At 66.4% G+C, this 22,369-nt stretch carries 22 protein-coding genes; 12 read left to right on the top strand and 10 right to left on the bottom strand.

Annotated features, from left to right (window positions below):
* The first annotated feature begins 15 nt into the window (after positions 1–15).
* The 4 genes from ACZ5TO_RS10655 to ACZ5TO_RS10640 all read left to right on the top strand — a co-directional run bounded on the left by ACZ5TO_RS10655 (position 16) and on the right by ACZ5TO_RS10640 (position 3,275).
* Positions 16–672 carry a response regulator transcription factor gene (locus ACZ5TO_RS10655; RefSeq protein WP_184140344.1) on the top strand — a complete coding sequence of 219 codons (657 nt, stop codon included), beginning with the start codon at positions 16–18 and terminating at the stop codon, positions 670–672.
* Entirely contained in the window at positions 669–2,012 is a 1,344-nt protein-coding gene (locus tag ACZ5TO_RS10650) for a sensor histidine kinase (protein WP_464798058.1), read from the top strand. The genes ACZ5TO_RS10655 and ACZ5TO_RS10650 overlap by 4 nt, the downstream gene beginning before the upstream one ends.
* A gap of 170 nt (positions 2,013–2,182) precedes the next feature.
* Positions 2,183–2,404 (top strand): hypothetical protein, encoded by a 222-nt coding sequence (locus ACZ5TO_RS10645; protein WP_184140340.1) that lies wholly within the window; start codon positions 2,183–2,185, stop codon positions 2,402–2,404.
* Between the two features lie 94 nt (positions 2,405–2,498).
* Entirely contained in the window at positions 2,499–3,275 is a 777-nt protein-coding gene (locus ACZ5TO_RS10640) for an SDR family oxidoreductase (RefSeq protein WP_464798057.1), read from the top strand.
* Positions 3,276–3,471: 196 nt separating this feature from the next.
* On the opposite strand, the gene ACZ5TO_RS10635 is transcribed toward ACZ5TO_RS10640, so the two are convergent.
* Together ACZ5TO_RS10635 and ACZ5TO_RS10630 are read right to left on the bottom strand one after the other, a co-directional pair.
* Entirely contained in the window at positions 3,472–3,726 is a 255-nt protein-coding gene (locus tag ACZ5TO_RS10635; RefSeq protein ID WP_464798056.1) for a hypothetical protein, read from the bottom strand.
* Between the two features lie 64 nt (positions 3,727–3,790).
* A complete protein-coding gene (locus ACZ5TO_RS10630) occupies positions 3,791–4,639 on the bottom strand; it encodes a LysR family transcriptional regulator (protein ID WP_464798055.1) in 849 nt (282 codons plus the stop codon).
* Positions 4,640–4,767: 128 nt separating this feature from the next.
* Between ACZ5TO_RS10630 and ACZ5TO_RS10625 the strand changes: the two genes are divergently transcribed.
* Genes ACZ5TO_RS10625 through ACZ5TO_RS10615 form a run of 3 tightly spaced genes read left to right on the top strand, consistent with a single transcriptional unit; the run spans position 4,768 to position 10,501 of the window.
* On the top strand, positions 4,768–7,218 hold the full coding sequence (locus tag ACZ5TO_RS10625; RefSeq protein ID WP_464798054.1) for a GcvT family protein: 2,451 nt from the start codon (positions 4,768–4,770) through the stop codon (positions 7,216–7,218).
* Entirely contained in the window at positions 7,215–9,662 is a 2,448-nt protein-coding gene (locus ACZ5TO_RS10620) for a GcvT family protein (protein ID WP_464798053.1), read from the top strand. The genes ACZ5TO_RS10625 and ACZ5TO_RS10620 overlap by 4 nt, the downstream gene beginning before the upstream one ends.
* Positions 9,662–10,501 carry an isocitrate lyase/PEP mutase family protein gene (locus ACZ5TO_RS10615; RefSeq protein WP_464798052.1) on the top strand — a complete coding sequence of 280 codons (840 nt, stop codon included), beginning with the start codon at positions 9,662–9,664 and terminating at the stop codon, positions 10,499–10,501. Before ACZ5TO_RS10620 ends, ACZ5TO_RS10615 begins: the two co-directional genes overlap by 1 nt.
* On the opposite strand, the gene ACZ5TO_RS10610 is transcribed toward ACZ5TO_RS10615, so the two are convergent.
* Entirely contained in the window at positions 10,498–11,007 is a 510-nt protein-coding gene (locus ACZ5TO_RS10610) for a hypothetical protein (protein ID WP_464798051.1), read from the bottom strand. The genes ACZ5TO_RS10615 and ACZ5TO_RS10610 overlap by 4 nt on opposite strands.
* Before the next feature lie 80 nt (positions 11,008–11,087).
* The gene (locus ACZ5TO_RS10605) at positions 11,088–11,261 is read right to left on the bottom strand and encodes a DUF1328 domain-containing protein (protein ID WP_184140325.1); all 174 of its coding nucleotides are present in this window, start codon (positions 11,259–11,261) and stop codon (positions 11,088–11,090) included.
* 283 nt (positions 11,262–11,544) lie between these two features.
* Here ACZ5TO_RS10605 and ACZ5TO_RS10600 point away from each other — a divergent pair, with 283 nt between their 5' ends.
* Positions 11,545–12,474, top strand: a complete 930-nt coding sequence (locus ACZ5TO_RS10600) for an IS110 family RNA-guided transposase (RefSeq protein WP_464798050.1) — start codon at positions 11,545–11,547, stop codon at positions 12,472–12,474.
* Positions 12,475–12,646: 172 nt separating this feature from the next.
* Here the strand turns inward: ACZ5TO_RS10600 and ACZ5TO_RS10595 are convergent, their stop codons facing one another.
* From ACZ5TO_RS10595 to ACZ5TO_RS10575, 5 genes are all read right to left on the bottom strand, one after another.
* Positions 12,647–14,074 carry a gamma-aminobutyraldehyde dehydrogenase gene (locus tag ACZ5TO_RS10595; protein WP_464798049.1) on the bottom strand — a complete coding sequence of 476 codons (1,428 nt, stop codon included), beginning with the start codon at positions 14,072–14,074 and terminating at the stop codon, positions 12,647–12,649.
* A gap of 22 nt (positions 14,075–14,096) precedes the next feature.
* Positions 14,097–14,912 carry an ABC transporter permease gene (locus ACZ5TO_RS10590; RefSeq protein ID WP_464798048.1) on the bottom strand — a complete coding sequence of 272 codons (816 nt, stop codon included), beginning with the start codon at positions 14,910–14,912 and terminating at the stop codon, positions 14,097–14,099.
* Positions 14,902–15,846, bottom strand: a complete 945-nt coding sequence (locus tag ACZ5TO_RS10585) for an ABC transporter permease (protein WP_464798047.1) — start codon at positions 15,844–15,846, stop codon at positions 14,902–14,904. Before ACZ5TO_RS10585 ends, ACZ5TO_RS10590 begins: the two co-directional genes overlap by 11 nt.
* Positions 15,843–16,838: an ABC transporter ATP-binding protein gene (locus ACZ5TO_RS10580; RefSeq protein ID WP_464798046.1), complete on the bottom strand. Its 996-nt coding sequence runs from the start codon at positions 16,836–16,838 to the stop codon at positions 15,843–15,845. The genes ACZ5TO_RS10585 and ACZ5TO_RS10580 overlap by 4 nt, the downstream gene beginning before the upstream one ends.
* Positions 16,839–17,085: 247 nt before the next feature.
* Positions 17,086–18,246, bottom strand: a complete 1,161-nt coding sequence (locus tag ACZ5TO_RS10575) for an ABC transporter substrate-binding protein (RefSeq protein ID WP_464798045.1) — start codon at positions 18,244–18,246, stop codon at positions 17,086–17,088.
* A 441-nt stretch (positions 18,247–18,687) separates the two neighbouring features.
* Between ACZ5TO_RS10575 and ACZ5TO_RS10570 the strand changes: the two genes are divergently transcribed.
* Entirely contained in the window at positions 18,688–19,614 is a 927-nt protein-coding gene (locus tag ACZ5TO_RS10570; RefSeq protein WP_464797952.1) for an IS110 family RNA-guided transposase, read from the top strand.
* 32 nt (positions 19,615–19,646) lie between these two features.
* Here the strand turns inward: ACZ5TO_RS10570 and ACZ5TO_RS10565 are convergent, their stop codons facing one another.
* Positions 19,647–20,555 carry a LysR family transcriptional regulator gene (locus tag ACZ5TO_RS10565; protein ID WP_184140313.1) on the bottom strand — a complete coding sequence of 303 codons (909 nt, stop codon included), beginning with the start codon at positions 20,553–20,555 and terminating at the stop codon, positions 19,647–19,649.
* A gap of 123 nt (positions 20,556–20,678) precedes the next feature.
* Between ACZ5TO_RS10565 and ACZ5TO_RS10560 the strand changes: the two genes are divergently transcribed.
* The 3 genes from ACZ5TO_RS10560 to ACZ5TO_RS10550 are packed head-to-tail and all read left to right on the top strand — an operon-like array spanning position 20,679 to position 22,347.
* Positions 20,679–21,590 (top strand): alpha/beta hydrolase, encoded by a 912-nt coding sequence (locus ACZ5TO_RS10560; RefSeq protein WP_464798044.1) that lies wholly within the window; start codon positions 20,679–20,681, stop codon positions 21,588–21,590.
* Complete coding sequence (locus tag ACZ5TO_RS10555; protein ID WP_464798043.1) at positions 21,587–22,003, top strand: ACT domain-containing protein; 417 nt, start codon at positions 21,587–21,589, stop codon at positions 22,001–22,003. Before ACZ5TO_RS10560 ends, ACZ5TO_RS10555 begins: the two co-directional genes overlap by 4 nt.
* Entirely contained in the window at positions 22,000–22,347 is a 348-nt protein-coding gene (locus tag ACZ5TO_RS10550) for a PAAR domain-containing protein (protein WP_464798042.1), read from the top strand. The genes ACZ5TO_RS10555 and ACZ5TO_RS10550 overlap by 4 nt, the downstream gene beginning before the upstream one ends.
* Positions 22,348–22,369: the final 22 nt, after the last annotated feature.

The following is a 22,369-nucleotide window of genomic DNA, read 5'->3' as shown; positions in this document are numbered from 1 at the left end:
TGGAGAACCGGGCGCTTGAGAATCCTGCTGATCGAGGACGATGCCGTTCTGGGCGAGGCCGTGCGCGACTATGTCGCCGGCCTCGGCCATGCCGTCGACTGGATGCAGGCGCTCGAAGACGCCCGCACGGCGGTCTCGACCGTCGCCTACGACCTCATCCTCCTCGACCTGCGCCTGCCGGACGGCAGCGGCCTGTCGCTGCTCTCCGACCTTCGCCGCTCGGGCGCCGCAACGCCGGTGATCATCCTGACGGCGCACGACCAGATCTCCGACCGGATCGAGGGGCTGAACAGCGGGGCGGACGATTATCTCGTCAAGCCGTTCAACCTCGGCGAGCTCGGCGCGCGCATGCTGGCCGTCTCGCGCCGCTATGCCGGTGCGGCCGTGCCCGTGCTGGAGGCCGGGCCGCTCACCATCCAGCTTGCCGACCGCCGCGTGCTGCGCGAAGGCGAGCCGGTCGACCTTTCGAGCCGCGAATGGGCCGTGCTGGCGCGCCTTGCCGCCCGGCCGGACGCCATCGTCTCCAAGGGGCAGATCGAGGAGGCGCTTTACGCCTTCGGCTCGGAGATCGAGAGCAACACCGTGGAGGTCTATGTCAGCCGGTTGCGCAAGAAGCTCGGCAAGGGCTGCGTGGAGACCTTGCGCGGCATCGGCTACAGGCTCGGCCGATGAGGGGACCGCGCAGCCTTTCCGGCCAGTTGATGCTGTGGATCACGGCGACGATCACCCTCGTCTGGCTCGTCGCGGTGGGGTTCGGCGCGCTCGTCATGCGCGACGAGTTCGGCGAAATCTACGATTCGGCCCTGCAGGAGACGGCCGAGCGGCTGGTGCCGCTCGTCGTCGACGACCTGCACCACCGCGGCGACATCGACGATCCGCAACGCATCGAGGTGACGCGCTCGGCCCCGGAGGAGACCTACCTGACCTACCAGGTGCGCGATCCGGCCGGCCGGGTTCTCCTGCATTCGCACATGGCGGCGGCGGCGCCCTTCGACGCGCCGGTCAAGGTGGGCTTCTGGCAGAGCCGGACGGGCCGCATCTACACGGCCGCGACCGCCGACGAGAGCATTTTCGTGCAGGTAAAGGATTCGTCCGACGAGCGGCGGGAGGCGATGACGGAGGGCGCGCTTGCGCTCCTCCTGCCGGTTCTGCTGATCGTCCCGGTTTCCATCGCCGCCGTCTGGTTCGTCGTGCGCCGCGTGCTCGCGCCCGTCGAGACGCTGCGCGCGGCGATCGGCGGCAAGGACGGCGGGAACCTTGCGGCCATCGAGACGGCGGGGCTGCCGCAGGAATTGCGCCCCATCCTGCGCTCGGTCAACCTGCTGCTCGCGCGCTTGCGCGCCGTGCTCGCCGCCGAGCGGGAGTTCACCTCCAACAGTGCGCACGAGCTGCGCACGCCCATTGCCGGCGCGTTGGCGCAGACCCAGCTTCTTCTCGCCGAACTGAAGGACGCGCCGACGAAGGCGCGCGCGCAGCAGATCGAGGCCTCGCTGCAGAAGCTCGCCAAGCTCACCGAGAAGCTCCTGCAGCTAGCGCGCGCGGAAGCGGGCATCGGCGTCGCCGAGACCACCTTCGACGTCGCAGACGTGGTGGCGGTCGTGGTGACCGACTTCCAGCGCGCCGCGGCCGATGGCGGACGCATCCGCTTTTCGAGCCGCCTCGACGGCCCGGCCCCGCGGGAGGGAGCTGCCGACGCCTTCGCCATCGTCCTGCGCAACCTCATCGAGAACGCCCTGTTGCACGGGCGGGTCGGCGAGCCGGTCGAAATCGAGGTGAGCGCCGAGGGCAATGTGCGCATTTCCAACGGTGCGCCGCGCATGAGCGATGAGGAGCTTGCGGCGGTGCGCAAACGCTTCTCGCGTGGCAAGACCGCGGCCGCCGGCTCCGGGCTCGGCCTTTCCATCGCCGCGCGCCTGCTCGCCCAGATGGGTGCGAGCCTCGTCCTCACCTCGCCCATCCCCGGCCGTGTTGACGGTTTCCAGGCGGACATCGTGTTTTCCGCGATCGCCTGATCCATTCCTGCCCGTTTCTGCCTCATTTGTAGACAGCCTCGTTTTCCGGCCTTTCCGCTCGCGGCAGGGCGGAGAAAAGCCCCGTATTTTTCCATTAGCGTGTGATAAATCTGTGGCTTTTTGAGATTTTATGTGGTTTTATGTTGGTCTAATCAAAAAAGGTGGGGAACATGGGTCGCAAACCGGAAGACTATGCGCGGCTGTTGGCCAGCGCACTTTGCAAACTGCATGCCGCGGAATGCCGCGGCGCGTCGCCGCTGATGTCGGAAGACAGCGTCCGCGTGATCCGCGAGACGATCGCCGCAGCGATGGACGATGCCTGCAAGATCCATATCGAGCGGGAGGTCGCCGCGATGCGCGAGCGCCGCGACCGCATACGCCTCCATTCCTGATGCCGTAACGGCCGCCTGCGGGTGACTTTCCCGGCTCGCCGCGCTACGTCCTATGGGCGCCTGGCGCGTGACGATTCTGAGGAGGGAACCTGACATGACGGAATGGGGCCGGACCGGCAAGGGCAAGATCGCACTGGTGACGGGAGGCGGCACGGGCATCGGCCTTGCCATCGCGCGCGGCCTCAGCGCCGAGGGCTATGGCGTCGTCATCACCGGGCGGCGGCTTGCCGTGCTGGAAGAGGCGGCGGCGGGGATTTCCGCCGAGACGGGCAATACCGTGCGCGCCGTCGCCTGCGACGTGGGCGATCCGGTCCAGGTGGCGTCGGCCTTCGATGCGGTGCGGCGCGAATTCGGCCGTCTCGACGTGCTCGTCAACAATGCCGGCTCGAACGTCCACGGCGCGCTTCTCGAAGACATTTCCTTCGAACAGTGGAGCGGCGTCCTTGCCGCCAACCTCACGGGCGCGTTCCTGTGCACCCAGCAGGCCTTCAGGATCATGAAGGAGCAGAGCCCGCGGGGCGGGCGCATCATCAACAACGGCTCGATCTCGGCGACCGCGCCGCGCCCCAATTCCGCGCCCTATACCGCCACCAAGCACGCCATCACGGGCCTCACCAAGTCCACCGCGCTCGACGGGCGCAAGTATGACATCGCCTGCGGCCAGATCGACATCGGCAATGCGGCGACGGACATGACGGCGCGCATGAGCGCCGGCGTGCTGCAGGCGAACGGCGAGACCGTCCCCGAGCCGACGATGTCGGTGAAACACGTCGCCGATGCCGTCGTCTACATGGCAAGCCTGCCGCTCGACGCCAACGTGCTGACGATGACCGTCATGGCGACGACCATGCCGCTGGTCGGGCGGGGGTAGGCCCGCGGGAGCAGGATCGGAGAACAGAGCCGGCGGAATCAGCCTCGGGCGGGAAAACCGTACTCTTCTCCTCCGTCATCCTCGGGCTTGACCCGAGGATCCACACCCCAAGGACGGCCTGAACGTGTGGCGTGGATGCTCGGGGCAAGCCCGAGCATGACGGCGGCGGGAGGAAGATAAGGGCGAGCGCTGTCGCCTACCGCCGCGGCTCGCCGCCCTCGGCGTAGATCGTCTTCTGCTGGAACTTGAAGACGTGGCCGCAGCGGCAGCGGATCATGTGCTTGTCGGGATATTTCGACGGCCGCTCGGTGAGGAAGCCGCGCGGCAGCGAATCGACGGTGAAGTCGGGATGCGGCCGGCTCGGCATGTCGTCCTCGGAAACCTCGGCATAGCCGGCATTGCCGCACATGGCGCATTCGAGCTTGCGCGAATAGCGGTCACGGGCGGCCATGGGGAACTCCTTCGTCGGATGCGGTTTGCCGTTAATAGGCGTCGCGTCCGTCCGTTTCAATGCCTCATTCGGAAAGCAGCGCCTGAAGGATCGCGATGATGCGCCGGTGCTGGTGGGCGTGGCGGGTGCGCACGTTGACGGCGGCATAGACGGCCTGGGCGATCGGCTCGGCGTCCGCCACTCGGTTCGCAAGGCCGGCGGCGGCGAGCCGTTCGGCATCCGAAGCGGTCACGAAGGCCGTGCCGCCGAGCGTCTGCATCAGCGCGACGATGGCGGTGGTCTCGCCGCTCGCGATGGGGGCGGTGGAGAGCGCCGGATAGGCCTGCTGGTGCAACCGGTCGAAGGCCGGCGAATAGACGGCCTGGATATAATCCTCCGCCTTCACCTCCTCGATCCGGCGGACCCTGTTGCTCACCATCTCGTAGCGCACCTCGCCGATGCGCTCGTAGTGAAGATCCGGCAGGTAGTGCGGGGTGAAGAGGATGGCAAGGTCCAGGTCGCCCGCGCCGAGGTCGCGGTTCATCTGGTTGGAATAGTCGACTTCCAGGTAGATGGAGGTGCCGGGCAGGTCGCGCCGCACGGCGGCCAGCCAGTCGCCGGCATAGCGGGCGGCAAGGTCGTGCTGGAGGCCGATGCGCATGGAGCGCTCGTAGGCGCCGGCCGTCTCCACCGCGCGGGCCGCCTCGTGCCACTGGTGCTGGAGGGCTTTCGCATGGTCGAGGAAGCGAAGGCCCGCGGCCGTCGGCTGCGTGCCGCCCTTGTTGCGTGCGAAGAGCTTTCGCGCGAACATTCCCTCCAGCGCATTGATGCGGTGGGTGACCGTCGATTGCGTGACGTTCAGCCGCTCCGCCGTGCGGTTGAAATTGCGCGTTTCCATCAGGTCGAGGAATGTCTCGATCAGGACAATTTGCATGAAGGCGCCGTATTTCTCCAATGTTTGGCGGAAGTGTAATCGGCTTCTTCGATTAATAAAGCGAATTCCTCCGCTTGCTGGCCGATGCTTTGGTTGACAAAAATCAGGCGCGAAGAAGGGGAGCCAGAATGTCCGGACTGCCAAGCCATGCCCGTGTCGTCATCATCGGCGGAGGCGCCGTCGGCGCGTCCGCGCTCTACCATCTGGCCAAGGCCGGATCGACGGATTGCGTGCTGCTCGAAAAGAACGAGCTGACCGCCGGCTCCACCTGGCATGCCGCCGGCAACGTGCCGACCTTCTCCTCCTCCTGGTCGATCATGAACATGCAGCGCTATTCCGCCTCGCTCTACCGGGAGCTCGGCGCGCTGGTCGATTATCCGATGAACTACCACGTCACCGGCTCGATCCGCCTCGGCCATTCGAAGGAGCGCCTGCAGGAGTTCAAGCGGGTCGTCGGCATGGGCCGCTACCAGGGCATGGACCTCGATATCCTCTCGCCGGGCGAGATGGCCGGAAAATATCCCTTCCTCGAAACGCACGACCTCACCGGCGCGCTCTACGACCCTTACGACGGCGACATCGACCCGGCGCAGCTCACGCAGGCGCTGGCCAAGGGCGCGCGCGACATGGGTGCGAAGATCTTTCGCTTCTGTCCCGCCACGGGCGCGCGGCGCGAGGGGGATGAGTGGGTCATTTCCACGCCGCAGGGGGAGATCCGCTGCGAGAAGGTGGTGAACGCCGCCGGCTATTATGCCCGCGAAGTGGGCAAATGGTTCGGCCGCGACGTGCCGATGATGGTGATGAGCCATCAATACATCCTCTTCGAGGAAATCCCCGAGCTTGCCGCCTGGTCGAAGGAGGTCGGCCACAAGCTGCCGCTGCTGCGCGACGTCGACAGCTCCTATTATCTCCGGCAGGAGAAGACGGGCATGAATCTCGGCCCCTACGAGCGCAATTGCAAGGCGCATTGGGTGACGCCGGACGATCCGATGCCGGACGATTTCTCCTTCCAGCTTTTCCCGGACGATCTCGACCGGCTCGAATGGTATCTCAACGACGCCGTCGAGCGCGTGCCGATCCTCGGCACGGCGGGCCTGTCGCGCATGATCAACGGGCCGATCCCCTATGCCCCGGACGGCAATCCGCTGCTCGGCCCGATGCCGGGCGTGCCAAACGCCTACGAGGCCTGCGTCTTCACCTTCGGCATCTGCCAGGCGGGCGGCGCGGGCAAGGTGCTGGCCGAATGGGTGACGGAGGGCGAGACGGAATGGGACATGTGGTCCTGCGACCCGCGCCGCTTCACCGCGTTTGCCTCGGATCAGGATTATTGCGTGGAAAAGGGCATGGAGGTCTACGGCCACGAATATGCCATGCACTTCCCCAAGCACGCCTGGCCGGCCGGCCGCGACAAAAAGCTCTCGCCGATCCACGACCGCATCAAGGCGCTCGGCGGCCAGTTCAAGCCCTATAACGGCTGGGAGCGCGCCATGTGGTACGCAAAGCCCGGCGACGACCTTTCGGAAGAAGCGACGCAGACCTGGAACCGCGAGGGACCATGGCGGCCGCGCATCGAGGAGGAGTGCCGCGCCGTCACCGAGGCCGCCGGCATCCTCGACCTTCCCGGCTTCTCGCGCTTCCGTGTGAAGGGGGAGGGCGCGACGGCGTGGCTCTCCTCGCTGATCACCGGCAAGGTGCCGAAGCCCGGCCGCATCGGCCTTGCCTATTTCGCCGACGACAAGGGGCGCATCGTCACGGAAATGTCGGTGATGATGCTGGACGAGGATTTCTTCTTCCTCATCACCGCCGCCACCGCCCAATGGCACGATTTGGAATGGCTGACGAAGCACATGCCGAAGGATGCCGCCTTCACCGTCGACGACGCGACGGAGAATTTCTCCTGCCAGATCCTCTCCGGCCCGAAGGCCCGCGCCATCCTCGCCGAGGTGACGGACGGCGACCTTGCCAAGGGCTGGCTGACGCATCAGGCTGCGCAGATCGCCGGCCGCTGGTGCCAGCTCGTGCGCGTCTCCTTTGCCGGCGAGCTCGGCTGGGAAATCCACACCAAGGTGGAGGACACGGCCGCCATCTTCGACGCCGTCTGGGCGGCCGGGCAGAAGCATGGCCTCAAACCCTTCGGCATGGAGGCGCTGGACTCGCTGCGCATCGAGAAGGGCTACCGCGCCTGGAAGGGTGACCTTTCGACCGACTACACGATCCTGCAAGGCGGCCTTGACCGTTTCGTCGACTGGACGAAGCCCGACTTCAAGGGCAAGGCGGCGCTGGAGCGGGAGAGGCAGCAGGGCGTTTCCAAGCGCTTCGTGCTCTTGACCGTGGAGGCCGGCGACTGCGACGCGCCCTACATGTCGACGCTCTGGCATGACGGCAAGGTGGTCGGCGAGACGACCTCCGGCAACTGGGGCTATCGCGTGGGAAAATCCATCGCGCTCGGCATGCTGAGCGCCGACCTCGCCGTGCCCGGCACCGAGATCGAGGTGGAAATCTACGGCGACCGCTTCAAGGCGACCGTCCAGCCCGACGGGCCGCTCTTCGACCCCAACAATGAAAGACTGCGCGCATGACGAAGCCCATTCCCTCCAAGGCGCGAGCCGTCATCGTCGGCGGCGGCGTTTCCGGCTGCTCGGTCGCCTATCATCTGGCAAAACTCGGCTGGACGGATGTGGTGCTTCTGGAGCGCAAGCAGCTCACCTGCGGCACCACCTGGCACGCCGCCGGCCTCATCGGCCAGCTGCGCGCCTCGCAGAACATGACGCGCCTCGCCAAATATTCCGCCGACCTCTACGTCAAGCTGGAGGCCGAGACCGGCATCGGCACCGGCATGCGGCAGAACGGTTCCATGACGGTGGCGCTCACCGACGAGCGCAGGCAAGAAATCTACCGCCAGGCCTCGCTCGCCCGCGCCTTCGATGTCGACGTGCGCGAGATCACCGTCGACGAGGTGAAGGCGATGTATCCGCACCTCAACACGGCGGATATCAAGGCCGCCGTGCACCTGCCGCTCGACGGCCAGTGCGACCCGGCCAATATCGCGATGGCCTTGGCGAAGGGCGCGCGGCAGAACGGCGCGACGGTCATCGAAGGCGTCAAGGTGACGTCGGTGCTGACGAAGGACGGCCGCGTGACGGGCGTTGCCTGCGAGCAGAACGGCGAGACCTTCACCATCGAGACGGAGAACGTCGTCAACGCCGCCGGCATGTGGGGGCGCACGCTCGCCGACATGTCGGGCGTGACGCTGCCGCTGCATGCCTGCGAGCATTTCTACATCGTCACCGAGCCGATCCCGAACCTTACGCGCCTGCCGGTGCTGCGCGTGCCGGACGAATGCACCTATTACAAGGAAGATGCCGGCAAGATGCTGATCGGCGCCTTCGAATTGAAGGCCAAGCCCTGGGGCATGGACGGTATTTCGGAGGATTTCTGCTTCGACCAGTTGCCGGAGGATTTCGACCACTTCCAGCCGATCCTCGAAAACGCCATCAACCGCATGCCGATGCTGGAGACGGCCGGCATCCACACCTTCTTCAACGGCCCGGAGAGCTTTACGCCGGACGACCGCTACTATCTCGGCGAGGCGCCGGAGCTGAAAGGCTACTGGGTCGCGGCCGGCTACAATTCCATCGGCATCGTCTCCTCCGGCGGGGCGGGCATGGCGCTCGCCCAGTGGATGAACGACGGCGAGCCGCCCTTCGACCTCTGGGAGGTCGATATCCGCCGTGCCCAGCCGTTCCAGCGGAACCGCGCCTATCTGAAGGATCGCGTCTCCGAAACGCTCGGCCTGCTCTATGCCGACCATTTCCCCTATCGCCAGATGGCGACGGCCCGCGGCGTGCGCCGCTCGCCGCTGCACGAGCACCTGAAGGCGCGCGGGGCGGTCTTCGGCGAGGTGGCGGGCTGGGAGCGTGCCAACTGGTTCGCGAGGGAGGGGCAGGAGCGGGAATACCGCTATTCGTGGAAGCGGCAGAACTGGTTCGAGAACCAGAAAGAGGAGCACCTTGCCGTCCGCAACGGCGTCGGCCTCTTCGACATGACCTCCTTCGGCAAGATCCGCGTGGAGGGCCGCGATGCGCTCGCCTTCCTGCAAAAGCTCTGCGCCAACCAGATGGACGTCGCGCCGGGCAGGATCGTCTATACGCAGATGCTCAATGCGCGCGGCGGCATCGAGAGCGACCTGACGGTGACGCGCCTTTCGCAAACCGCCTTCCTGCTCGTCGTGCCCGGCGCGACGCTCCAGCGCGACCTTGCCTGGCTGCGCAAGCATCTGAGCGACGAGTTCGTGGTCATCACTGATATCACGGCGGCCGAAAGCGTGCTCTGCGTCATGGGGCCGAAGGCGCGCGAGCTGATGCGGAAAGTCAGCCCCAACGACTTTTCCAATGCCCACCACCCGTTCGCCACGGCGCGGGAGATCGAGATCGGCATGGGCCTCGCCCGCGCCCACCGTGTCACCTATGTCGGCGAGCTCGGCTGGGAGCTCTATGTCTCCACCGATCAGGCCGCCCATGTCTTCGAGGCGCTGGAAGCAGCGGGCGCCGATGTCGGCCTGAAGCTCTGCGGCCTGCACACGCTCGATAGCTGCCGCATCGAGAAGGCCTTCCGCCATTTCGGCCACGACATCACCGACGAGGACCATGTGCTGGAAGCCGGCCTCGGCTTTGCCGTGCGCACGAAGAAGGGCGAGTTCATCGGCCGCGATGCGGTGCTGCGGAAGGAGGAGGAAGGTTTGAAGCGCCGCATGGTGCAGTTCCGGCTCGCCGATCCCGAACCGCTCCTCTTCCACAACGAGGCGCTGGTGCGTGACGGGAAGATCGTCTCCACCATCACCTCGGGCAACTACGGCCATTTCCTTGGCGGCGCCATCGGCATGGGCTATGTTCCCTGCACGGGGGAGAGCGAGGCGGACGTGCTCGCCTCCCGCTACGAGATCGAGATCGCCGGCGTGCGGGTGAAGGCGGAAGCCTCGCTCGCGCCGATGTACGATCCGAAAGCCGAAAGGGTACGCGCGTAATGAGCCTTGCCGAACGCCATCAGCGCTTCCACGACCTGCATCAGTCGGGCTGCTTCGTCATCCCGAACCCGTGGGACATGGGCTCGGCCCGCCTGATGGCGGCATCCGGCGCGGTGGCGCTCGCCACCACCTCGGCCGGCTTCGCCTTCACGCTCGGCCGGCCCGACATGGGCCGGGTGAGCCGCGAGGAGGCGTTGAAGCATGCCGAGGATATCGTGCGGGCGACGCCGCTGCCGGTCTCGGGTGATTTCGAGAACGGTTTTGCCGATGCGCCGGACGACGTCGCCGAGACGATCCGCCTTGCCGCCGAAGTCGGCCTTTCCGGCTGCTCGATCGAGGACACGCGGATGGTCGAGGGCAACCCGGCCTACGACTTCGGCCTCGCCGTCGAGCGCATCCGCGCCGCCGCCGACGCCGCCCGTTCGCTCGGCCGGCCCTTCGTTCTTTGCGCGCGGGCCGACGGCGTGATGAACGGCGTCTACGATCTCGACGAGGCCATCCGCCGCATCCAGGCCTTCGAGAAAGCCGGCGCGGACCTGCTCTACGTTCCGGTGCCGCCCGGCGAGGCGGAACTGCGCCGCGTCGTTGCGTCGGTTTCAAGGCCGGTCAATGCGCTCGCCGCCGGGCCGCTCCGCCAGCTTACCGTGCCGCAGTTCGCCGCTATCGGCGTGCGGCGCATCTCGCTCGGCTCGATGATCGCCCGCGTCACGCATGCGGCCATTGCCGAGCAGATGGAGGCCATCGTCAAGGACGGCAGCTTCGCCAGGCTCTCCGCCGCCGCGTCCGGCGACCGCATCAATGCGATGCTCGAGGCTGGCGCGCATGGCAAAATTATCTAGGGCGCGCGAACCGCGCGGACGTCGCGCACGCCAAAATCCCATTCGGGCGCGGTGACGGGGTCGAGATCGATCCCCGGGAAGACGGCGAAGGTGGAGAAGGTCTGGCTCCGGCCCGGCAGCACACGCAGCACGATCAGCGCGCTGTCGCGGCCGACCTCGCGGCAGGCGCCTTTCGGACAATCGGACAGCACGACATCGAGGCGGAAGGACTGCAGGGGCACGGCGCCGTTGTTGGCGGCGCGGCCCGTCACGCGGTAGCTCGTCGCCGTCTGGCCGGCGCTCGCCTGCATGTCGGTAAGCTTGATGCTGTCGGCGGTCAGCGCCGGCGTTGCCGGCGTGACGGGGCCGGAGGGCGCCTGTTCGTCGACGAACCAGATGAGGAGGGCGCTCGCAAGGCCGATGGCGACGACGACGGTGAGGGCGGGTTCGACCCAGCTGCGGAAACGCCGGAAGCGTAGCGCGAGATAGAGTATGGCCGCCGCCGCGACTGCGAATGCCCAGATCATTCAGGTCCTCCTGGGCATGATATAGCGTGCGCGGCATGCGGCCGGAAGGGCGTTTACGCCCCAAATCGTCGCGGGTCTTCCTAGAAGGCGAGGTTACCGGCCATGAGCGCCAGGATGAGGAAGATCAGGAAGATGGCGAGCGCGATCGCGAAGAGCACCTTGGCGATGGTGGCCGTCGCGGCCGAGACCCCGGAAAAGCCGAGGAAGCCGGTGATCAGCGATATGACGAGGAAAATCAGAGCCCATTTCAGCATGGCGGTGTCTCCCGGTGGGTTTTGGGGAAGACGCGCGGCGGGCGGGAAAGTTCCCGTAGGCCTCGCATGCCGCCCCTCATCCGCCTGCCGGCACCTTTGTAACTTCCCTTTGCCCGGGATTGGCGTTGTACTGCCGATTGCGGTGGCGGATGAGAGACCGCAGCACCTTTGGGACACCAAGCCCGTGGGAGAGCCTGGGTCTTCATCCGCCGTTCCATCGAACCCGAACAGTCGCCAGGGCCGCTCGCGCATGCGAAGCCCGCTTAGGCAAGGATGGGACAGGATGGACGTGATCGTTGGCATTGATGTTTCGAAGGACCGGCTGGATGTGCATGTTCTTCCGGCCGGTGACAGTTTCCTTGTCGGCAACGACCATGCCGGCGTGGATGGACTGATCACCCGGCTGCGAGAGGCAAAGGCCGATGTCGTGGCGCTGGAAGCGACCGGCGGTTACGAGATGCTTGCGGCTGCGGGCCTGTCATCGGCCGGCCTTGCCGTTGTCGTGGTCAATCCGGCGCAGGTTCGTTCCTATGCCAATGCGCTGGGCAAACGTGCCAAGACCGACCCGATCGACGCGGCGGTGATCGCAGCCTTCGTGGCGGCGACGAAACCGGATATCCGGCCGTTGCGCGATGAGGAGAGTGAAGCCTTCTCGGCCATCGTGTCGCGCCGCCGCCAGATCGTGCAGATGATCACGGCGGAAGAGAACCGGGCACGGATGGCGCAGACGAAGGAGACACAGAAGAGCATCAAGCGCCTGCTTGCCGCGCTCCGGCACGAACTTGCAAGCCTGGACGACGAGCTCGACGGCCGTATTCGCAAGTCGCCCTTGTGGCGGGTGCGCGAGGCGCTTCTGACGTCTGTGCCGGGTGTCGGGCCGACCACCGCCCGCACGCTGATTGCCGAGATGCCCGAACTCGGCACGCTCGATCGGCGCCAGATCGCCTCACTGGCGGGGATCGCGCCGTTCACGCGGCAATCGGGCAAATGGCGAGGCAGGAGCTTCATCGGCGGCGGTCGCGGCAAGGTGCGCGCCGTGCTCTTCATGGCCGCCCTCGTGGCGTCCCGTCACAACCCGGTCCTCAAGGCTTTCCGCGACAGGCTCGTGGCTGCCGGCAAGCCGAAGATCGTCGCCATCGTCGCGACAATGCGAAAACTCCTCACCATCCTCAACGCAATCATCCGCGACGGTAAACCATGGAAAAACGCTTGACCACAAAGACAGTCGCTCTCCCCGCAAGCGGGGCGAAGGGGGATGTCGCACCCTATTCCATCATCACGACACGCTTCGTGAGGCACGTCCCCTCTCCCCGCTTGCGGGGAGAGGGTTAGGGTGAGGGGCAAAGTTGCCGATTGCCGTACCCTGGTGGTCGCCGCCTCCCAGTTCACCCGTGGCTGATCATCACATGCCGCACGGCGGTGTAGTCCTCCAGGGCGTAGATCGACATGTCCTTGCCGTAGCCCGACTGCTTGACGCCGCCGTGCGGCATTTCGTTGGTCAGCATGAAGTGGGTGTTGATCCAGGTGCAGCCGTATTGCAGGCGCGAGGCGGCCTTCATGGCTTTGCCGATGTCCTTCGTCCAGACGGAGGAGGCAAGGCCGTAGTCGCTGTCGTTGGCCCAGGCGACGGCCTGGTCGGCATCCTTGAAGCGGGTGACGGAGACGACGGGGCCGAAGACTTCGCGGCGCACGATCTCGTCGTCCTGCGTGGCGCCGGCCACCACGGTCGGCTGGAAGAAGTAGCCTTCCTCGCTGCCGACGCGCCCGCCTGTGGTGATCTCGATATGCTTCACGTCCGCCGCGCGCTCGACGAAGCTCGCCACGCGGTCGCGCTGGCGCCTGGAGATCAGCGGGCCGATCTCGTTTTGCGTGTCGTCCGGGTCGTTGTAGCGGATGGTCGAGACGGCGGCGGAAAGGTCGGCGACGAATTTTTCGTAGATGCCCTCCTGCGCGTAGATGCGGCAGGCGGCGGTGCAGTCCTGGCCGGCATTGTAGTAGCCGAAGGTGCGGATGCCCTCGACGACGGCCGCAAGGTCCGCATCGTCGAAGACGAGGACGGGGGCCTTGCCGCCGAGTTCCAGATGCGTGCGCTTGACGGTCTTGGCCGCGGCGGCGAGCACCTTCTTGCCGGTCGCCACGTCGCCGGTGATCGAGACCATGTTGATTTTCGGGTGGTTGATCAGCGTGTTGCCGACCGTCTCGCCGCGGCCGAGGATGACGTTGACGACGCCCTCCGGCAGGATGTCGGCGAGGAGTTTCGCCATCTTCAGCGCCGTCAGCGGCGTCTGCTCGGAGGGCTTGAAGACGACGGTGTTGCCGCCGGCAATGGCCGGCGCCAGCTTCCAGGCCATCATCATCAGCGGGTAGTTCCACGGCGCGATGGAGCCGACGATGCCGACCGGATCGCGCCGCACCATGGAGGTGAAGCCCGGCAGGTATTCGGCCGCGACCGGCGCATGCAGTGAGCGGATGGCGCCGGCGAAGAAGCGCCAGCAGTCGACGATGGCCGGCAGCTCGTCATTGCGCACGGCGTTGATCGGCTTGCCGCAGTTGAGCGATTCCAGCGCGGCGAAGGCGTCGGCGTCCTTCTCGATGGCGTCGGCGATCTTCAGGAGATAGCCGGAGCGCTCGGCGGGCGTGGTCGCCGCCCAGCCGGTGAAGGCCTTTTCGGCGGCGTCCACCGCGGCGTCGATCTGCGTGTGCGAGGCTTCCGGCAGGTCGACGATCCGGGCGCCCGTCCTGGGGTTGAGGACGTGTTCCTCCACCTCCGTGCCGGCTTCCAGGCGCGCGCCGATCAGCATCTGGGTATCCATGGATGTTCTCCCTTGTGTCAGGTTATTTGCCGCTGCCGGCGACCTGGTCGCCGTCGCGGGTGAGGTAATAGGCGGCAAGGATCGGCAGGAAGGTGACGAGCACCACGACCATGGCGACGACGTTCGTCACCGGCCGCTGGCGGGGGCGCACCAGTTCCTCCAGCATCCAGATCGGCAGCGTCGACTGCTGGCCCGCCGTGAAGGTCGTCACGATCACCTCGTCGAAGGAGAGCGCGAAGGCGAGCATGCCGCCTGCCAATAGCGCCGTGCCGATGTTAGGCAGGATGACATAGCGGAAGGTCTGGAAGCCGTCGGCGCCGAGGTCCATAGAGGCCTCCACCAGCGAGCCGGAAATGCGGCGGAAACGGGCGACGGCGTTGTTGTAGACGACCACGATGCAGAAGGTCGCGTGGCCGAGCACGATGGTCCAGAACGAGAAGGGGATGTCGACGAAGGAGAAGGCCGAGCGCAGCGCGATGCCGGTGATGATGCCGGGCAGCGCGATGGGCAGGATCACCAGCAGCGACACCGCCTCCCGGCCGAAGAACCGCGTGCGCGAGACGGCGGCGGCGCAGAGCGTGCCGAGCACGAGGGCGACGGCCGTGGAGATCGAGGCGACGCGGACGGAAAGCCCGAGCGCATCCCAGACGTCCGGCCGGTTCCAGGCGGCCGCGAACCATTTCAGCGTATAGCCCGGCGGCGGGAACTGGTAGCTCTTCTCCTCCGTGGTGAAGGCATAGAGGAAGATCAGCAGGATCGGCAGGTGCAGGAAGAGGAGGCCGGCGCCTGCGGCGACCTTCAGGCCGAGGGGGGCGGAGGTATTCTTGTCAGAGCGCATCGAAGGCTCCCTGTCGCTTGGCCATCCAGAGATAGAGGCCCATGATGACGATCGGCACGACGGAGAAGGCGGCGGCAAGCGGGATGTTGCCGGCCGTGCCCTGCTGGGCATAGACGGCCTGCCCGATGAAGAGCCGCGACGAGCCGATGATCTGCGGAATGATGTAGTCGCCGAGCGTCAGCGAGAAGGTGAAGATGGAGCCGGCGATGATGCCGGGCAGCGCCAGCGGAAAGAGCACATGGCGGAAGGTCTGCGCCGGATTGCCGCCGAGGTCCGCGGAGGCCTCGATCAGGTTGCCCGGCACGCGCTCCAGCGCGGCCTGGATCGGCAGGATCATGAAGGGCATCCACACGTAGATGAAGACGATGAAGGTGCCGGTATAGCTGATCGACAGCGAAGAGCCGCCGATGACCGGCAGGGAAAGCCACGCGTCGAGCAGCCAGGTGAGGTGCAGCTTGGCGAAGATCCAGGTGAGGATGCCTTCCTTGGCGAGGATCAGCTTCCAGGCATAGACCTTCACGAGATAGCTCGACCAGAGCGGCAGCATGACGCCGAGATAGAAGATCACCTTCCATTTTCCCCGGGCATAGCGCGCCGCGTAATAGGCGATGGGAAAGGCGATGGCGGCGGAGGCGAGCGTCACCAGCGCGGCCATGACGACGGTTCTAAGGATGATGTCGAAGTTCGACGGGATGAGGAGCTGCCGGTAGGTATCGAGCGTGAAGTCGTAGTTGATCAGCCCGGAAAAGTCGTCGATCGAAAAGAAGCTCTGGAGGAGCAGCGCAAAGAGCGAGCCGAGATAGATGACGCCGAGCCAGAGGAGCGGCGGCGTCAGCATCAGGAAGAGGAGGACCTTCGGCTTGCGCCAGAAGGTATCCGAAAGCTGCCCGAGGGCGCCCGTGCGGCGGAAAAGGATGGAGGTGTCGGTGCTCATTGCGCGCCGTCCATCGTGTGCAGGTCCTCCGGCAGGAAGGAGAGGGTGACCGTCGCGCCTTCGGCGGGCACGGGCGTCGATGCCGGCACCATGGCGGCGATGCGCGCGCCGTTCGCCTCCACCGTCACGCGGTTCGCAGCGCCGAGGAAGCTTGACGCCGTCACGCGGCCGGAGAACTGCTTGCGGCCGGGCCCGTCGCCGAGCGTGATCGCCTCGGGGCGTAGGCTCGCATGGTGCCGGCCGAAGCCGAGGCTTTCGACGAAATCGGGCGGCAGCACGTTGGAGGAGCCGACGAAATCGGCGACGAAGCGGGTCTTCGGCCGCTTGTAGACCTCCTCCGGCGTGCCGAGCTGCTGGATCTTCCCCTCGCTGAAGACGGCGATGCGGTCGGCCATCGACAGGGCCTCGCCCTGGTCGTGGGTGACGAAGACGAAGGTGATGCCGAGCGACTTCTGCAGGGACTTCAATTCTTCCTGCATCTGCTCGCGCAGCTTCAGGTCGAGCGCGCCGAGCGGTTCGTCGAGGAGGAGAACGCGGGGGCGGTTGACGAGGGCTCTTGCGAGCGCCACGCGCTGGCGCTGGCCGCCGGAAAGCTGGCCGGGCCGGCGCGTGCCGTAGCCGGGGAGCTTCACCATGGAAAGCGCCTCTTCCGCCGCCTTCAGGCGCTCTGCCTTGCCGATGCCCTTGACCATCAGCCCGTAGGCGACGTTCTCCAGGATCGAGAGATGCGGGAAGAGGGCATAGTCCTGGAAGACCGTGTTGACGTTGCGCCGGTAGGGCGGCACGCCCTCGGCCGTCTCGCCGAATATCTCGATATGGCCGCCGGTCGGCTGCTCGAAGCCCGCCATCAGGCGCAGGCACGTCGTCTTGCCGGAGCCGGAGGGCCCGAGCATGGCGAAGAACTCGCCTTCGGCGACGGCCAGGTCCACATTGTCGACGGCGCGCACGGCGCCGAAATGGCGGGAGACTTGCTGGAACAGAACGGCGGTCATGGGGGCTCCCGGGTGTGTTGGGCGATGGGCGAGGCGTCCGTCCATCGCGATACGTTTCATGCGCGGGAAGAGGGTGCAGCTAGCCGATCTCCCCCCTTGAGGGGGAGATGCCCGGCAGGGCAGAGGGGGGTATTCCCACCCCGCTCAGCCAGATTTAGCCGCTTCGCGGCCACCCCCCTCTGTCACCTCTCGGTGACATCTCCCCCTCAAGGGGGGAGATCAGGAGGAGGTTGCCGCGCTGTTTTCCTCAACGCCCGCCGATCACGCCGATATAGTCGGAGACCCAGCGGTGGTAGGGCACGCATTCGCCCTGGCTTTCGCACTTGCTGACGGGCGTGCGCCAGAAGGCGATCTTGTCGAAGTTGTCGTAGCCGTTGGTCGAGCAACCCTCGTCGGTCAAAAGCGCATTGCCCTTGCAGGCGGCCGGAACCGAGGGAACGGCGCCGAACCAGGCGGCCGCATCCCCCTGCACCTTGGCGGACAGCGAATGCTCCATCCACATATAGGCGCAGTTCGGATGCTGGCTTTCGGCGTGCAGCATGGTCGTGTCGGCCCAGCCCGTCACGCCTTCTTCCGGGAAGGTCGAGGCGATCGGCTGCTTTTCCGACTGCATGAGATTGACCTGGAACGGCCAGGAGCCGGAGGCGACGACGCCCTCGTTCTTGAAGTCGTCGATCTGGATCATGGCGTCGTGCCAGTAGCGGCCGACGAGGGTGCGCTGGACGCGCAGCAGGTCGAGCGCGGCCTTGTACTGGTCCTCGTTGAGCTCGTAGGGGTTCTTGATGCCGAGCTCCGGCTTGTGCGCCATCAGGTACTGTGCGGCGTCGGCGATGTGGATCGGGCCGTCATAGGCCTGCACGCGGCCCTTGTTCGACTTGCCGTCCGGCAGCGTCATCTCCTCGAAGACGACGTTCCAGCTCTTCGGCGCCTCGCCCTTGAAGGCTTCGGTGTTGTACATCAGCACGTTCGGGCCCCAGAGGTAGGGTGTGCCGTAATGGACGCCGTTCACCGTGTGCCAGGGGGCGTTCTGCAGGCGCTCGTCGATGGTCTTCCAGCTCGGGATGAGGTCGGTGTTGATCGGCTGGACGCGCTTGCCGGCGACGAGGCGGAGAGACGCGTCGCCCGAGGCGGTGACGAGGTCGAAGCCGCCTTCGTTCATCAGCGCGACCATCTCGTCCGACGTGGCGGCGGTCTTCACCGTCACCTTGCAGCCCGTCTGCTTTTCGAAATCGCTGACCCAGTCATAGGCCTTATCCGTCTCGCCGCGCTCGATATAGCCGGCCCAGGCGACGATGGAGACCTCTCCCTCGCCGGGGCCGAGTTCCTTCAGCGGCTCCTGGGCGATGGCGGCGGTGGCGAAAGCGAGCGAAAGGGTAAGCGCGGTGCAGGAATGCAGAAGTCGCTTCATGACAGTCTCCCGGTTTGATCCGCTTTTCGAGCGGTATTGTTCCCGGAAGGAAAGGTGCCGTGGTTTTGCCGCTTTCGCAAATTCATTAATCAGATAGGCGGTATCGGAAATTCCGAAAGGTCGTGCGGCGGGTGTGGATCCTCGGGTCAAGCCCGAGGATGACGGCGGGGAGGAGAGTTACCCCATCCATCAAACGATGCGGCATGCGGAATCGCCGCTTTTGCCGCTATACTTCCCTTCTGTCGTCATCCTCGGGCTTGACCCGAGGATCCTGTGTGTTTTGGTTGGTGTAGGATGGTTGCGGGAAGGAGACCGAGAGGATCCCGGCCGTCGTTTGTAACGGCAGGCCGCCGCATGGCCTGGTCCCTTCCCGCTTCGCCCATCAACCTGAACAGTTGCATGAGGCTGTTGGCGCAGACCTCGCACACAGGAGCAGGCTCCATGACGATACACCACAATTTCATCGGCTGCGACATCGGCAAGGAAGCGGTCGATATCTTCGACCCGCGAACGGCCAGGTTCTGCCGCATCCCCAACACCGAGGCGCAACTGTCCGCCTTCGCAAAGCGCCTCGACCCGGCCGGCGACCTCGTCGTCCTGGAGGCGACGGGCCATTGCGACCGGCTGGTGCGCCTGTGCCTTGCACAGGCCGGCATCGCCTTTGCCCGCGTCAATCCGAAGACGGCGCGGCGCTTTGCCGAGGCGCGCGGGCGGCTGGCCAAGACCGACCGCATCGATGCCCGCTCGCTTTCGCACATGGGGGCCATGTTCGGCCTTTCGGCCGATGCGCCGCCTTGCCCGGTACACGAGCGGCTGGCGGCCCTTGCCCGGCGCCGCGACCAGCTCGTCGACGCCCGTGCGGGCGAGCGCAGACATCTTGGCGAGGCCTTCGATCCGGCCGTGCGCGCCGACATCGAGGCCATGATCGCCATCCTCGGCGAGAGGATCGCTGCAATCGAGAGCGCGATCGACGAGCAGATGCAGAGCGGCAACCTTGCCGAAGGGGCCAGGCGCCTCGCATCGGCTCCCGGCGTCGGCAAGGTGACGGCCCTGGCCCTGCTTGCCCATATGCCCGAACTCGGCACGCTCTCGCCCAAGGCGGCGGCAAGCCTTGCCGGCCTTGCGCCCTTCAACGACGATTCCGGCAAGAGAGCAGGCCGCCGCCGCATCAAGGGGGGAAGACCAAGGGTGCGAAAGGCCCTCTATATGGCCGCCCTCGGCGCCATCAGGGCCTCATCGCGCCTGCGCACCTTCTACCTCGCCGTCAAGGCCAGAACGGGCGCCGCTAAGGCCGCCATCATCGCCGTCGCGCGAAAGCTCATCACCATCCTCAATGCCATGCAGCGCGACAAAACCCATTTCCGATGAAACACAGTTGCCACCCGCACGGCACGCCCTCGCTACCGCCCCCGCCCGCTCCTCAGCGCCTCGGCCAGCCCGACGAAATCGCGGGCAGCCTGCGGCAGGCCGGAGCCCTTGCGCCAGACCATGCCGATCTGCACCACGGGCAGGGCGCCGGAGACGTCGCGGCTTTCGATGCGGTCGCCTTCCAGCGACCAGGGGCGGTAGACGAGGTCGGGCAGAAGCGCGATGCCCGCGCCGGTGGCGACGAGGCTGCGCACCGCCTCCACCGAGCGCGTGCGGAAGGCGACATGCGGGCGGGCGCCGAGCGCCGTCAGCAGTTTTCCGGTGTTCTCCTCGATTTCGTCGACCGTCAGCATGATCAGCGGTTCCTTCGCGATATCGCTGACGGAGATGATGTCGGCCGAGACGAGGGGATGGCCGATCGGCAGCCAGAGCCTGTAGGGCGAGGTCTCGATGATCTCGGCCTGCAGGGCCATGCGGTCGCGCAGGTTCGAGATGACCATGACGGCGACGTCGAGCTCGCCGCCGACGAGGAGATGTTCCAGATAGGAGCCGTTGTCCTCGATGGCGCTCACCTCGATGCCGGGAAAGGCCCGGCGATAGCGCGAGAGGAGGTCGGAGAGGACATAGCCGGCGACGAGCGAGGTGACGCCGAGATTGAGCTGGCCCCTCTCGGGCGTGCGATTGTCGGAGAAGGAGCTGCGCGCATCGGAGACATTGGCGAGGATTTTCGTCGCATGGCGCAGGAACTGGTGGCCGTTATGCGTCGTCGTCAGGCCGCGCGGATGACGCTCGAAGAGGGAGACGCCCAGATCCGATTCGAGCTCCTTGATCGCCTCGGTGATCGAGGATTGCGAAATGGAGAGGTTCTGCGCGGCGCGCGTGACGGAACCCTGCTCCGCGACGGCGACGAAATACTGCAACTGGCGGAAGGTGAAGGCCATGGCGGCAGTTAATATGCGGGCGGCAAGCGAGGCAAGCACCGAAAATTGATGGGAAAGACGCGCATGGGGCGGCCGCTGCGGCCGCGGGCTGCTATCATCGCGCCGACCCGTGAAGGAGCCGCCATGACCGACCGTCCCATGCCGAGCGAGGAAGGCATCCTGGCCTTCCACAAGCGCTGCGAGGATTTCTATCCCGCCGATGCCGTGGAGGCCGATATCGGCCAGCAGCGTATCTGGTACGACGCGCTCTGCGCCGCCTTCGATGCCCCGCCGCCCGCCGGCATGGTGAAGGAGGACGGGCTTGTGGCGGGACGCATCCCCATCCGCCGCTACCGCCCGGCGCGGGTGACGAGCGAGACGCGGCTGTTCTATATCCACGGCGGCGGCTTCGTCGTCGGCTCGCTGGAAAGCCACGATGCGATCTGCGCCGAGATTGCCGAGGCGGCGGGCGCCGAGCTCGTCTCCGTCGACTACCGGCTTTCGCCGGAGCATGTCTGGCCCGATGCCTTCGACGATTGCTGGGCCGTGCTGGTGGAACTGCTCCTCGAAGGTCACCCGATCGTGTTGATCGGCGACAGCGCGGGCGGCAATCTGGCGGCCGGCATCGCGATGAAGGCGCGCGACGAGGGGCTGAAGGGGATCGCCGGGCAGGCGCTCGTCTATCCCGGCCTCGGCGGCGACCTTAATTCCGGCTCCTATGTCGAGATGGCCGGGGCGCCGGGGCTTTCGACCGCCGACGTCGTCTATTACCGCGAGGTCTACAAGGCGCCGGGCGATGCCGTCCATGCCTTTCCGCTCCGGGCGGAAAACCTTGCGGACCTGCCGCCCGCCTTCATCACCGCCGCCCGTTTCGATCCGCTGCGCGACGATGCGCGGGTCTATGCGGCGCGGCTCATCCTCGCCGGCATTCCGGTGGAATTCCGCGAGGAAGGTCAGATGATCCATGCCTGGCTGCGCGCCCGCTTCATGAGCGAGGGAGCGAAGGCGGGCTTTGCGGCGCTCTGCGATGCCGTGCGGCGGATGGCCAATTCATGAGTGGCGTCACCGACCTTGCCGAACTGCTGGAGACCATGGAGCCGGCGCTGGCGGAGGGCCGCTTCGTCTATGCCAGCGTGCCGGAAGGCACGTTGACGGCTGCGCTTCTTCGCGCCGCCGTCTGCCTCTTCCGGGAGGCGGAGGGCGTGACGCTGATCCTGCCGGCCGGCGCGGCAGCCGGCCTTTCCGCCAGTCCGCCGATGCGGATGATAACCCTCACCGTCCATTCCTCGCTGGAGGCGGTGGGGCTGACGGCGGCCTTCGCGGCGGCGCTGACGCGGGAGAGCATCAGCGCCAATGTGGTGGCCGCCTTCCACCACGACCATATATTCGTGCCGGAGCGCGACGCCGGCCGGGCCATGGAGGCGCTCAGGGCCCTGTCCCGCACGGCGCGCCAGCGGAGGAAAGCATGATGAAGGCCTTGCAGCTTGCCGGCTTCGCCCTGTCGCTCATCCTTGCCGCGGCTCTGCCCGCCAGGGCCGAGGACGCCGCCGCACCCATTCCGGCCTGCGCGCTTTCCGGCGCGCAAAGCGTCTTCATCGGCGGTGCGCCGGCGCTCAGGCTTTCCGACGTGGTGAACTGCCCGCCGGAGCTTTACGAGATCGTGCCCAGCATCATGATCGAGGGCCAGCCGATGGTGAAGTTCCGCACGGGCGTCGGTGAGAAGGGCAGGTGCACGGCGCGCGGCGAGGAGACGGTGATGGCGGAAGGGGAGCCGGCAAGCCGCGTCGGGGATGTGGATTGCGTGCGGGATTGAAGGTGTAAGTGCGGCGCTGCTT

The organism is Shinella sp. Sh6 (assembly GCF_055392685.1).
This window is presented reverse-complemented; position numbering and strand designations above follow the sequence as displayed.